A 12,916-nucleotide genomic window follows, 5' to 3' on the forward strand; every position below is an offset into this window, starting at 1 on the left:
CTCAGTGCCCCGCCAGCAGCGCGTGGACGTCGATGCCCACCCGCGCGAAGCGCTCGAGGTGGGGCGGCATGCCACCCGTGCACCGGAGCTCGCGGTCGTCGCGCACGAAGACCGGCTCGGTCTCGATGACGCCCTGCTCCACCCGCCCGGGCACGGCGACGATCTCGCGCACACGGCGTACGCCGGTGTGGTCGATGCCGAGGTGGACGACGAGGTCGATGCTGCTCGCGACCGCAGGCGTGACGAAGCCCGCGTGCACGTTGGGGCCGGCCAGCAGCGGCAGCGCCGACAGCTTCACGAGGGCGTCGCGCGCGGTGTTGGCGTGGATCGTGCACATGCCCGGCAGACCGGAGTTGAGCGCCAGCAGCATGTCGAGGCTCTCCTCCGCACGCACCTCGCCGACGATGATCCGGCTGGGCCTCATCCGGAGTGACTCCTTGACGAGGTCACGCAGCCGGATCTCGCCGGTGCCCTCGAGGCCGGTCTGGCGGGTCTGGAGGGCAACCCAGTCCGGGTGCGGGAAGCGGAGCTCGAAGACCTCCTCGGCCGACACGATGCGTTCGGTGCCGGGAATGGAAGCCGCGAGGCAGTTGAGGAAGGTCGTCTTGCCCGCCTGTGTCGCACCGGCCACCAGGATGTTGAGGCCCGCGCGCACGCTCGCCTCGAGGAACGCGGCCCCCTGGGCACTCAGGCTGCCGAGGTCGACGAGGTCGCCGAGCCGGGTCGCCCGCAGGGTGTGCTTGCGGATGTTGACCGGCGAGAAGCCGCGGGCGATGCCCTCGAGCACGACATGCAGCCGGTTGCCGTCGGGAAGCATCGCGTCGACGAACGGCTGACTCATGTCGATGCGGCGCCCGCTCGACTTGAGCATGCGCTCCACCAGCTCACTCACCTCGGCACGCGTGAGGACGGTCGGCGTCAGCTCGTGGCGGCCGCGGCGGGCGACGAACACCTGGGAGGGCTCGTTGATCCAGATCTCCTCCACCTCCGGGTCGTCGAGGTAGGGCTGGAGGGCACCGAAGCCGGAGACCCGCGCGACGACCTCGGCGATCACGCGCCCCGGCTCCTGCACGCGCGCGACCTGCCCGGTGAGGCTGCGCTCATCGTGGAGGCGGACCGCGTCCTCCGCCAGCCGGCGTACGGCGCCGGGCTCGTGCTGCGGGTCGACTCCCTCCGCGCGGACCCTCTCGCGCACACGCTGGTCGATCTGCTCGACGAGCGCGCGATGGGCGCCGGCGTCGGCACCCGACGGCGCGGTCGGCGCAGCGCCGTCCTGGGTGGCAGCAGGCGTCACCATGTCGAAATCCCTCTCCCGAGTTGAGGTCTCTGAGGGGGTTCTTACGCTGCCGCAAGCATCGTTGTCCACCGCCGGTCCAGCGACCCTGTGGACGACCGGCGGGCACGCCCACAAACGCACGACGCCCCCGGGAGGACCCGGGGGCGTCGCAGGAGCGGGCAGGTCAGACCTGGGGGCCGCTGTTCTGGTTCTGCATCTTGGCGAGCTGGCGAGCGGCCGCCTCTCGGCCACCGAGGCCGAAGGCGAGGGCCGCAGCCGCCGCACCGCCGACCACGAGCGCGCCGAAGGCGAGGTTGATGATCGAGTCGGCCAGGCCCATGTACTTCAGGCCCATCGCGCCGAAGAGCACCAGCGTCGCGATGCGCACGATGTGGCTCGCGCTGCCGCCGACGACCTTGGCCAGCACCGAGGCGACCACGAAGCCCGCCGCGATGATCGCGCCGCCGAAGACGACCTTGCCGCCGAGCTCCAGGATCTGCTGCAGGAAGCGGGTGATCTCCGGGAAGCCGAGCAGCCGGGTGGCCGCCACCGCGAAGACCAGCACGATCGCGATCTGCACGATCTTGGTGATGACCGGGACGGCGCTCTTGCCGGCCGGGAGGACCTCCATGTCACGCAGGGCCCGGTCGATGCCGAGGCCACTGAGCAGCTCGCTGAGCAGCGACGTCACGAAGCTCGCGATCAGGACGCCGATGGCGAGGAGCACCGCGCCCGCGATGACGTTGGGGATCGCGTCCATGATCTTCTGCAGCATCTCGGTCGCAGGCTCGGAGATCGCCTTGATGTCGAGGATCTGCAGGGCCGAGATGGCGACGACCAGCATGATCATCGAGTAGAGGACCAGCCCGATCATCTTCACGATCGACTGCGCCGTCAGGCCACCCTGGGCCGCCGGGGCGGAGTGCCCGGGCACGGTGGCGGCGTGGGCGGGAGCGCCGGGAGCCGCGCCGACACCGGCGGCGTTCTCCAGGGTGTCCTTGCCCTTGCCGAGCCACTTGTCGAACGGCACGGCACCCAGCGCGGTCTCGACGAGCTGCCTGACGATCTTGGCGATGATCGCGCCGACCACGAAGACCAGGCCCGCGCCGATGATGTTCGGCAGGAACGCGAAGACGCCGTTCAGCATGTTCTGCACCGGCGCCAGCACCTGGGTCAGGCCGAAGAGCTGCAGCACCGCCATCAGGCCGAAGAGCCACACGAGCAGTGACGCGATGGAGCCCAGCGACTTGCCGAGGCTCTCCCCGTCCGCGCCGGCCTTCTGCAGCGCCGGCACCTTGTCGACCAGCTTGGCGAAGAGCTTCGCCACCACCTTCGCGATGATCCACGTGATGATCAGGATCGCGAGCGCGATCCCGACCTTGCCGAGTGTCCCGACCACGTCGTAGCGGTCGTTGAATTCCTGAATGTCCACGAGTTCTCCTAGCCCGAGAGGGAGCACTTCCTTGGGGAGACCTTTGCGCACTGGTCTAGACCAGCGATAGTGCCCCTTTCCGATGTGGGCATGCCCGCACCGGCGGAAGGCGAGCGACTCAGCGGAAGAGATCGCCCTTCTCGGCGACGCGCGCCAGCACCTCGTCGTACCGGAACTGGTCGAGCGCGAACTCGTCGGAAGCCCCGTCCTCGACCTCGTCCCAGGTGATCGGCGTCGCGACCGTCGGGCGCTCCCGTCCGCGCAGCGAGTAGGGCGCGACCGTGGTCTTGGAGCCGGAGTTCTGCGACCAGTCGAAGAAGACCTTCCCCGTACGCCGCGCCTTGGTCATCGTCGCGGTGACCAGCTTCGGATGGGCTGCCTGGAGCTCCTCGGCGATCTCCTTGGCGAGGCCGGTCGAGTCGTCCGACGAGAGCGAGCCGTCCAGGGGGACATAGAGGTGGAGGCCCTTCGAGCCGCTGGTCACCGGCTTCGCCACCAGGTCGCGCGCAGCCAGCACATCGCGCGCGAGCAGCGCCACCTCGCAGCACTGCATCAGACCGGCCCCCTCCCCCGGGTCGAGGTCGACGACCAGGCGGTCAGGATTCGTGGGCTCCCCCGATGCGTCGACCTTCCACTGGTGCACGTGGAGCTCCAGCGAGGCGAGGTTGACCAGGTAGACCAGCGCCGCCAGCCCGTCGATGACCGGGAAGTTGATCTCCCCCGCGTCGCTCGACGCCCGCGAGCCGGTCGTCGGCACCGAGACGGTCGTGAGCCACGAGGGAGCGCCGGCCGGCGCGTTCTTCTCGAAGAAGCTCCCCTTCGCGACGCCGTGCGGCCAGCGGATCCGCGTGACGGCCCGGTCGGCGATGTGCGAGAGCAGCACGGGAGCGATGCGCACGTAGTAGTCGAGCACCTCGCCCTTCGTCGTGCCCGTCGCGGGGTAGAGCACCTTCGGCAGGTTGCTCAGCGTCAGCCGGCGGCCGTCGACCTCCGTGACCACCTCGGTGCCTGCAGGCCTCATGACTGATGCTCCAGGTCGGCCGGGACGAGGTCGCTCCGGACCCCTTGGTACGACGGCTGCCGCAGACGACCGTCGCGCGTCATGCCGAGCGACTCGACGTCCACGACCACGACCGGCTCGACCCAGTGCGTGTCGACGGTGTCGGCCTTCGCCATCGGCGTGACGAAGGGGCTGTCCGCGCGGCCGATCTCCACCAGCGTCGGCAGCAGCGCGATGCCCGCGCGCCCGGCGAGCCCGCTGCCCACCCGCCCGCGGAAGACCAGGCCGTCGGCTGTCGGCTCCCCGACGAGCAGCGCGCCGAGCCGCGCGTCGCTGCCCTTCTCCCCGCGCCAGCCACCGATGACCACCGACCGCCGCGGCCGGTGCGGGAACTTCAGCCAGTCGCGGCTCCGCACGCCCGGCCGGTACGGCGCAGACCGCAGCTTCGACACGATGCCCTCGAGCCCCTGGGCCCCGGTCGCCTCCAGCAGCATCTCCCCGTCGTCGTACGTCGGAGGGACGAGCCAGGCGTCGTCGCCGAGGTGCAGGGACTCGAGCTCGGCGCGGCGGGCCTCCCAGGGCAGGTCGACCAGCGACCGGCCGTCGAGCGCCAGGAGGTCGAAGACGTAGAGCCGCGCCGGGCCACCGCGCTGCAGCGCCCCGAACGAAGGCCGCCCGAGCTCGTCGGGCGCCGCGAGCTCGCCGTCGAGCACCATGTCGCGATCCAGCGACGCCAGCCCGGCGAGCTGGGGGAACTCCCGCGTCCGCTCGTTGCCGTTGCGCGTCCACACCGTCAGGCCCCCATCCCCGACGCGGACGATCACGCGGATCCCGTCCCACTTCACCTCGTGGACCCAGTCGGATCCATCGGGGACGCGGTCGCCCTTGGTGGCGAGCATCGGCGGCACGAACGGCATGCTCACCATCTTCTCGGATACCGTGAAGTCATGCGCGCTATCTGGAAGGGGGCCGTCTCGTTCGGCCTCGTGAGCGTCCCGGTGAAGCTCTACTCCGCGACCGAGAGCCACGACGTCTCCTTCCGCCAGGTCCACGCCAAGGACGGCGGCCGGATCCGCTACCAGCGGATCTGCTCGCTCGACGGCGAGGAGGTGCCCTACGCCGACATCGCCAAGGGCTACGAGACCGAGGACGGCGAGATGGTCATCCTCTCCGACGACGACCTCCGCGACCTGCCGATCACCTCCAGCCGCGAGATCGCGGTGGAGAAGTTCGTGCCCAGCGACCAGATCGACCCGATGCTCTTCGAGAAGAGCTACTACCTCGAGCCGGAGAAGACCGGCGCCAAGCCCTACGCCCTGCTGCGCCAGGCGCTGCAGGAGTCCGACCGCGTCGCCGTCGTGACCGTCGCCCTGCGGCAGCGCACCGCGCCCGCCCTGCTCCGCGTCCGTGAGACCGAGGCGGGCGACGTGATCGTGCTGCAGACGCTGATGTGGCCCGACGAGATCCGCACCCCCGACTTCTCCGTCGAGGCTGGCGAGGTCAAGGCGGCCGAGGTCAAGATGGCGAAGATGCTCGTCGAGACCCTCGCCGGCGACTTCGACCCGAGCGAGCTCGAGGACGACTACGCCGAGGCCGTCGAGGCCGTCGTCAAGGCGAAGATCGAGGGCGGCGAGGTGCACCGCACCGAGACCTCCACCAAGTCCGCGGGCGAGGTCGTCGACCTGCTCGCGGCGCTCCAGCAGTCGGTCGAGGCGGCCAAGCAGGCCCGCGGCGAGAAGGCCGGCTGACGCCGGACCCGCACGCGGTCCCCACACCGTCGGCCGCCGCGGTCACGGTCCGGCCACGATCGCCGCGGCGCCCCGATATTCGGGTGACGCGTCAGCCGCCCGCCGCCATGCTGACCGGGTGACCTCCGAGCAGCCTCCCGTCCACGTCTGGCTCCCCTGGCTGGTCGGCCTGGCAGCGATCTGGGGCTGCAGCTTCCTCTTCATCAGCGTCGGCGTGAGCGAGCTGCACCCGACGTACGTGACGCTCGGGCGCGTGTCGTCGGGGGCGCTCGCCGTCCTCGTCATCATGGGCGTCACGGGCCACCGGCTGCCGCGCGATCCCGTCACCTGGCTCCATCTCGCGGTGCCCGGCCTGCTGACCGCAGTGGCGTTCACGCTCTTCGGCTTCGGCGAGCAGCGGATCCCCAGCCTGCTCGCCGGCATCTGGAACGGCACGACGCCGCTGGTCACGCTGCCGGCCGCCGTGCTCCTCTTCCGGACCGAGCGGTTCTCGGCCGCCAAGGTGATCGGTCTCGTGCTCGGCTTCGGCGGCACGCTGGTCGTGCTGGGTGCCTGGCAGGGCCTCAGCGGCAGCGGCTTCACGGGCCAGATGATGTGCTTCGCCGCCGCCTCCTGCTACGGCATCGCCATCCCCTACCAGCAGCGGTACGTCGCACCCCGCGTCGACTCCGACCTCGCGGTGAGCGCGGGCCAGCTGCTCTGTGCGACCGCCGTGATGGCGATCGTCGCGCCACTCGTCGCCGGACCGCCGCCGACCGACCTCTCCCCCAAGGTGATCGGCTCGGTCCTGACCCTCGGCGCGGTCGGCACGGGCATCGCGCTCGCCATCCACGCCCGCAACATCCGCTGGGTGGGCGGCTCGACGGCGTCGTACGTCACCTACCTGAGCCCGATGTTCGCGATCGCGGTCGGCATCGTCGTGCTCGGCGAGGGCGTGCACTGGTACCAGCCGGTCGGCGGCGCGGTCATCCTGCTCGGTGTCGCGATCGCCCAGGGCAAGCTCCACCTCGGGCCGCGGCCGACCCCCGTGGTGCCGGCCTAGGCGTCATCCTCCGGAGCCGGGATCTCCACGACCTCCGCGACCTCGTCAGGCGGGCTCGCCACCGCCCGCGCCGCGGCCGAGTCACCGACGGCGCGGTGGGCCACCGCGAGCGTGAAGTCGGCGAGCCGCGGAGCGACCAGGTTGAAGACCTCGTAGAGGTCGGCGACGCGGGTGTTGACCGTCAGCGGACGGTCCTCGAGCGCCCGTACGACACGCTCCGCCGCCTGCTCCGGCGTCAGCCCGCGCATCGCGCGATAGGCCTCGGTCGGCGCGGTCATCGGCGTGTGGACCAGCGAGACCCGCATGTTGGTGAACGTGACGTTGTCGAAGAAGACCTCGCGCCCGGCGATGCGGGAGAAGGTGTCCAGAGCTGCCTTCGAGGCGATGTACGGCGCGAACTTCGGCGCCTTGATCTGGATGCCCCACGTGACGATGTTGACGACGTGGCCGAACCGCTGGGCGCGCATCGCCGGCAGCAGCCCCATCGTCAGCCGCACCGGGCCGAGGTAGTTGATCGCCATCGTGCGCTCGATGTCGTGGAAGCGGTCGTAGGTGAGCTCGAGCGAACGCCGGATCGAGCGGCCCGCGTTGTTGACCAGGTAGTCGACCGCCCCGTGCGCGGCGAGGACGTCCTTGACCAGGCGGTCGATGGCGTCGAGGTCGGTGAGGTCGCAGGGGTAGACCTCGGCCGCGCCGCCCGCGTCCTCGATCTGCGCGCGGACCTCCTCGAGCTCCGCCTGCCGGCGCGCGACCAGGAGCACGCGGGCTCCGGTCGCGGCGACCGCGAGGGCGGTCGCCCGGCCGATGCCCGACGACGCGCCCGTGACCATGACCGTGCGGCCGGCGAGGGGGCTGGGGAGGCCGGCGACCCGGCGTACGACGCGGGCGGCTGCGGCCCGCGGGCCCTGCACGAGAAGCTTCACGTGACCAAGCCTCGCACCACACGCAGCCCCACGGCCACCCTGGCCAGGTCGGCGGCGTCGTCGGAGCAGATCTCCTCGAGGGTGTGGGCCGCGCGGTCGATCCGGCCGGCGTCCTTCTCCTCCCACAGCGCGACGCGCAACGGCGCCGGCTCGTCATGCGGAGTCGACTCGAGCACCTGCACGGTGAGCTGGGCGTGGACCGCGTGCAGGTCGTCGCGCACGGCTGCGCGCGCCATCGCCTCCCAGCGGTCGCGGCGCGGGAGCGCGAGCACCCGGCCGAGCACCGACGAGAGGCCGAGCCGCTCCCCCAGTGCGAAGTGGACCCGTGCCACGTCCACCGCGTCGATGCCTTCGCGTTCGGCGGTCTCCACCACCCCCAGCAGCACGTACGCCGGCGGCAGCACCGCGACGGCCGTGGCCAGCTCCTCGTCGACGCCACGCCCCACGAGGTGGTCCCGCCGCTCGAGGTAGGACTCCCGCTCGCGACCGGTGAGCAGCTCCGGCAGCTCCGCCATCACCCGCTGCACCGCCTCGCCGAAGAAGTCGACGATCTCCTCGCTGGCCAGCGGCGAGCGGCGGTTGGTGACCAGCCAGCGACTGGCACGCTCGACGAGCGTGCGCATCTCGATGCGCATCTCGGTCTGCACCGCGGCGTCGACCTGGTTGTCCTTCGCGGCGATCCGGTCGCGCAGGGCGAGCGAGCCGAAGATCTCGCGGGCGACGAAGTTGGCACAGGCCAGGTCAGCGGCGCTGGCGGAGGTCTCCTCCCCCAGCCGGTGCCAGAAGGTCATCCCGGCGCCGTTGACCAGGTCGTTGACGACCTGCGTCACCACGATCTCGCGGCGCAGCGGGTGCTGCTCGATCTGCGGCCGGTACTCCTGGCGGATGCGGGAGGGGAAGTAGGCGTAGAGGTCGCTGCGCAGGAAGGGGTCCTCGGGCAGGTCGGAGGCGAGCAGCTCGCCGGCCAGCGCGATCTTGGTCCACGACAGCAGCACCGAGAGCTCCGGTGCCGTCAGCCCCTCCCCCTGCTCGATCCGCCGCCTCACCTCGGCGGACGAGGGCAGGGACTCCAGGTCGCGGTCGACGATCCCGCGGCCCTCGAGGTCGCGGATCCAGGCCTCGTGCACGTGCAGGAGGTCAGGTGCGGTCGCCTGGGCGTTGGCCAGCGCGAGGTTCTGCTCGGAGTTGTCGCGCAGCACGAGGGCGGCCACCTCGTCCGTCATCGACGCGAGCAGCTCGTTGCGCTGCTTGCGGGTGAGGTCGCCGTCGTCGACCACCCGGTCGAGCAGGATCTTGAGGTTGACCTCGCGGTCGGAGGTGTCGACGCCGGCCGAGTTGTCGATGAAGTCGGTGTTGAGCCGGCCGCCGGCCGCGGCGTACTCGATCCGGCCGCGCTGGGTGAGGCCGAGGTTGCCGCCCTCACCGACACAGCGGACGCGCAGGTCGGCTCCGTCGACGCGGATGCCGTCGTTGGCCTTGTCGCCGACCTCGCTGTTGCTCTCCGTACTCGCCTTGACGTAGGTGCCGATGCCGCCGTTCCAGAGCAGGTCGACCGGTGCCCGCAGGATCGCGCGGAGCAGGTCGTTGGGGGCCATCGGGCCCGGCTCGATGCGAAGCGCCTTCGCCGCCTGCGGCGACACCGGGATCCGCTTCGCCTGGCGCGACCACACGCCGCCGCCCTCGGAGATCAGCGAACGGTCGTAGTCCTGCCACGACGAGCGGGGCAGGGCGAAGAGCCTCGCCCTCTCGTCGTACGACGCAGCGGCGTCCGGGTCCGGGTCGAGGAAGATGTCGCGATGGTCGAAGGCGGCCACGAGGCGTGCCGTGCGCGAGCTCAGCAGCCCGTTGCCGAACACGTCGCCCGACATGTCGCCGATGCCAACGCAGGTGAACTCCTCGCGCTGGCAGTCGATGCCCATCTCGCGGAAGTGCCGCTGCACGGAGACCCAGGCGCCCCGGGCGGTGATGCCCATCGCCTTGTGGTCGTAGCCGACCGACCCGCCCGAGGCGAACGCGTCGCCGAGCCAGAACCCGTAGCCCGCCGCGACCTCGTTGGCGATGTCGCTGAACGTCGCCGTGCCCTTGTCCGCCGCGACCACCAGGTAGGCGTCGTCCTCGTCATGGCGTACGACGCGGGGTGGCGGCACGACCTCGCCGCCGACCATGTTGTCGGTGAGGTCGAGCAGCCCGGAGATGAAGGTCCGGTAGCAGGCGATGCCCTCGGCCATCCACGCCTCACGGTCGGACGGGTCGGGGAGCTGCTTGGCGTAGAAGCCGCCCTTCGCGCCCACCGGCACGATCACGGTGTTCTTCACCATCTGCGCCTTCACCAGGCCGAGGACCTCCGTGCGGAAGTCGTCACGCCGGTCGGACCAGCGCAGACCGCCGCGGGCGACCGCACCGAACCGCAGGTGCACGCCCTCGACCCGCGGCGAGTGGACGAAGATCTCGAACTTCGGCCGCGGCTCCGGAAGGTCGGGCACCGCGGTGGGGTCGAGCTTGAGCGAGAGGAACGGCCGGTGCCGTCCGTCGCCGTCGAGCACGTAGTGGTTGGTCCGCAGCGTCGCCCGGATCAGCCCGAGGTACGAGCGCAGGATCCGGTCGTGATCGAGACGCAGCACCTCGTCGAGCCCTGCGGTGATCCGTTCGGCGATCTCACCCTCGGTCGGCGTGGCCGCCTCCCCACGGTCAGGGTCGAAGCGTGCCTCGAAGAGCTCCACCAGGAGCCGCGTCAGGTCCACGTTCTCCCGGAGCGCCTCCTCGATCGACTCGAGGCTGAACGGCGTGCCGGTCTGCCGCAGGTACCGCGCGTAGGCCCGCAGCACCACGACCTGCCGCCACCGCAGCCCCGGATCAAGGACCAGGCTGTTGAACCCGTCGACCTCACAGGCACCGGCCCAGATCGCGCGCAGCGCCTCCTCGAGCGGAGCCCGCTCCTCCTCGCCCACCGGAGAGGGCGCGCGCAGACCGAACTCGTAGATCCACGTCGAGCGGTCGAGCCCCTCGAGCTCGTGGGGCCGCTCGTCGACCACCTCGACGCCGAACGACGCCAGCATCGGCAGCACGGCCGTCAGGGTGAGCGGCGAACCGACCCGGTAGACCGTCAGCCGGACCTCGTCCTCCGGCGCGTCGACCCGGTCGGAGATGGCGAGGTCCACGCCCTCGCTTCCGCGGATCGCCTCGATGCGGCGGACGTCGGCCGCAGCCGCCCGCGGCGAGAAGTCCTCGACGTACGCCGGGGGGAAGGCCCCGCGGTAGGCACGGAGCAGCCGCGCTGCCTCGGCCTCACCGAACTCGGCGGCCACGGCGTTGACGAAGTCGTCGGACCAGGAGCGCGCCGCCTCGACGAGCTGACGCTCGAGCGCCGGCACGTCGACCTCGGGGATGCCCTCACCCGCGGGTGGGCGCACGACGAAGTGGATCTGGGCGAGGGGCGAGTCGTCGACGCGCGCGGTGAACTCCACGCTCGCTCCCTGGAGCTGCTCGCGCAGGATCCGCGCGAACCGCTCCCGCACCGCCGTGTTGTAGCGATCGCGCGGGAGGTAGACGAGGCAGGTGAGGTAGCGGCGGTAGGGGTCAGGACGGACGAAGAGCCGCAGCCGGCGCCGTTCGCGGGCCTGAAGCACGGCCTCGGCGACCGTCGCGAGCTCCTTGACCGGCGCCGTGAGCAGCTCGTCGCGCGGGTAGCCCTCGAGGATGTCCAGCAACGCCTTGCCCGCGTGGCTGCGCGCATCGAGACCGGCCTCGGCCAGCACGCCGTCCGCCTTCTCCGCGAGCAGCGGGATCCGCCGCAGCGACTCGGTGTAGGCCGCGGAGGACCACAGGCCGAGGAAGCGGCGCTCCCCCGTCACCTCCCCGTCCGGCCCGAACGTCTTCACCCCCACGTAGTCGAGGTAGGACGGCCGGTGCACCGTCGCACGGGAGTTGGCCTTGGCCAGGACGAGCAAGGCCTTCTCGCGGGCGCGGGCCCGGGCGAACTCCGGCAGCGGTGCGAGCGAGGCGCTCTCGCCACCCGGTGTGGCAGCGTCGCGCAGGATGCCGAGCCCCGTGCCGGGCACGGGCCGCAGCACGTCGTCGTCACCGAGGGCGTACTCGCGGTAGCCGAGGAACGTGAAGTGATCGGCCGCCAGCCACGTGAGCAGGCCACACCCCTGCTCGATCTCGGCCGTGGGCAGTGACAGGTCCGCCTGGCGTACGTCGGCCACGATGGCGTCCACACGCTCGCGCATGGCTGCCCAGTCCTCGACCGCGGCCCGCACGTCGCGGAGCACGTCGCGCAGCGCCGCCTCGAGGGCAACGCCCGCCTCCCGGTCGCCCAGCCTGCCGATCTCCATGTGCATCCACGACTCGCGCAGCTGCCCCTCGGGCGCAGGTGAACGCTCATCGGCGGGGACCACCGCCAGCAGCTCGCCCGCACCAGACCGGCGTACGTCGAAGCGCGGGTGCACGACGAGGTGCACGTCGTGGTCCTGCCGGTTGAGCTCCATCAGGACGGAGTCGACGAGGAAGGGCATGTCGTCGGTGACCACCTCGACGATGGAGTGGCCGTGCGCCTCCCAGCCGTTGGCCGACACCGTCGGCGTCGAGACGCGCACACACGCCTCCCCCGGCGGGCGCCGGGCAGCGAGTCGTCGATGGCTCGCGACCGCACCGGCGAGATCGTCAGGAACCCTGTCGGCGAGGTCTTCCGGCGCAATGTGCCGGAAGTAGGCGTGAAGGAGTTCCTCGGGCGTGCTGTCATGGGTGTGAGGCACGCTCACCAACATAGCCCGCTAATGTCGGGTCATGGCGAAGAGCATCCACGAGACCCTGATCTATCCGGACACGAACGTCGAGACCGTGGCCGCGCTGGCCGCCGATCCCGCCTTCCGTTCGGCCGTGGCTGCCTACCAGCACGCACTCCGCAGCGACCTGACGGTCGCGCCCACCGCCGACGGCAGGAAGATCCGCTTCGAGTACGCCCACGGCACCGAGCGTGTCCCGTCGTTCGCGAAGAAGCTGGCCGGCGACGAGATCCCGATCATCCAGGAAGAGACCTGGCACGGCGACAAGGCCGACGTGCTGATCACCATCCCCGGCAAGCCGGGCGACATGCGCGGCACCATCACCCTCGAGCAGCGCGGTGCGGACGTCGCCCAGGTCGTCGACCTCACGGTCAAGGTGGGCATCCCGCTCGTCGGCGGCAAGATCGAGGACCTGATCGCCGGGCTACTCACGAAGGCAGCCCGCGCCGAGAACAAGGTCGGCCTGAAGTGGCTTGCCGGCGAGTGGCAGGCCTGAGCCGGCCCTGAACGCACGAAAGCGCCCGTCCCCGAGAAGGGGGCGGGCGCTTTTCTCGTCTCTTCCGCACAGCACGAGCGCGCTGGAAGCAGAAATGAGCCAAGGGGCGCCAGTTACCTGGCGCCCCTTGGCGAAAAATTGTCCGGCGACGTCCTACTCTCCCACAACCTCCCGGTTGCAGTACCATCGGCGCTGTCAGGCTTAACTTCCGGGTT

At 71.0% G+C, this 12,916-nt stretch carries 9 protein-coding genes and 1 rRNA gene; 3 read left to right on the forward strand and 7 right to left on the reverse strand.

Annotated features, from left to right (window positions below; translation table 11 throughout):
* Position 1 precedes the first annotated feature (1 nt).
* The 4 genes from IEX47_RS16260 to ligD (IEX47_RS16275) all read right to left on the reverse strand — a co-directional run bounded on the left by IEX47_RS16260 (position 2) and on the right by ligD (IEX47_RS16275) (position 4,625).
* The gene (locus IEX47_RS16260) at positions 2-1,297 is read right to left on the reverse strand and encodes a TadA family conjugal transfer-associated ATPase (protein WP_188785064.1); all 1,296 of its coding nucleotides are present in this window, start codon (positions 1,295-1,297) and stop codon (positions 2-4) included.
* A gap of 163 nt (positions 1,298-1,460) precedes the next feature.
* Positions 1,461-2,708 (reverse strand): mechanosensitive ion channel, encoded by a 1,248-nt coding sequence (locus IEX47_RS16265; protein ID WP_229662940.1) that lies wholly within the window; start codon positions 2,706-2,708, stop codon positions 1,461-1,463.
* Positions 2,709-2,826: 118 nt separating this feature from the next.
* Positions 2,827-3,729, reverse strand: a complete 903-nt coding sequence (ligD, locus tag IEX47_RS16270) for a non-homologous end-joining DNA ligase (RefSeq protein ID WP_188785065.1) — start codon at positions 3,727-3,729, stop codon at positions 2,827-2,829.
* A complete protein-coding gene (gene ligD / locus IEX47_RS16275) occupies positions 3,726-4,625 on the reverse strand; it encodes a non-homologous end-joining DNA ligase (RefSeq protein WP_229662941.1) in 900 nt (299 codons plus the stop codon). The genes ligD (IEX47_RS16270) and ligD (IEX47_RS16275) overlap by 4 nt, the downstream gene beginning before the upstream one ends.
* A gap of 30 nt (positions 4,626-4,655) precedes the next feature.
* On the opposite strand from ligD (IEX47_RS16275), the gene ku reads away from it, so the two are divergent.
* Positions 4,656-5,456 (forward strand): non-homologous end joining protein Ku, encoded by an 801-nt coding sequence (ku, locus tag IEX47_RS16280; RefSeq protein ID WP_188785066.1) that lies wholly within the window; start codon positions 4,656-4,658, stop codon positions 5,454-5,456.
* 118 nt (positions 5,457-5,574) lie between these two features.
* Positions 5,575-6,498: a DMT family transporter gene (locus tag IEX47_RS16285; protein ID WP_229662942.1), complete on the forward strand. Its 924-nt coding sequence runs from the start codon at positions 5,575-5,577 to the stop codon at positions 6,496-6,498.
* Here IEX47_RS16285 and IEX47_RS16290 read toward each other — a convergent pair.
* Positions 6,495-7,421, reverse strand: a complete 927-nt coding sequence (locus IEX47_RS16290) for an SDR family NAD(P)-dependent oxidoreductase (protein ID WP_229662943.1) — start codon at positions 7,419-7,421, stop codon at positions 6,495-6,497. The two genes, IEX47_RS16285 and IEX47_RS16290, sit on opposite strands and share 4 nt — an antisense overlap.
* Positions 7,418-12,187 (reverse strand): NAD-glutamate dehydrogenase, encoded by a 4,770-nt coding sequence (locus tag IEX47_RS16295; RefSeq protein WP_188785067.1) that lies wholly within the window; start codon positions 12,185-12,187, stop codon positions 7,418-7,420. The genes IEX47_RS16290 and IEX47_RS16295 overlap by 4 nt, the downstream gene beginning before the upstream one ends.
* 19 nt (positions 12,188-12,206) lie before the next feature.
* On the opposite strand from IEX47_RS16295, the gene IEX47_RS16300 reads away from it, so the two are divergent.
* Entirely contained in the window at positions 12,207-12,701 is a 495-nt protein-coding gene (locus IEX47_RS16300; RefSeq protein WP_188785068.1) for a DUF2505 domain-containing protein, read from the forward strand.
* Positions 12,702-12,841: 140 nt separating this feature from the next.
* On the opposite strand, the gene rrf is transcribed toward IEX47_RS16300, so the two are convergent.
* Positions 12,842-12,916 (reverse strand): 5S ribosomal RNA (gene rrf, locus IEX47_RS16305); the annotation flags it as partial.

The sequence above is a fragment of the Nocardioides phosphati genome (assembly GCF_014646375.1).
Taxonomy (GTDB): Bacteria; Actinomycetota; Actinomycetes; order Propionibacteriales; family Nocardioidaceae; genus Nocardioides; species Nocardioides phosphati.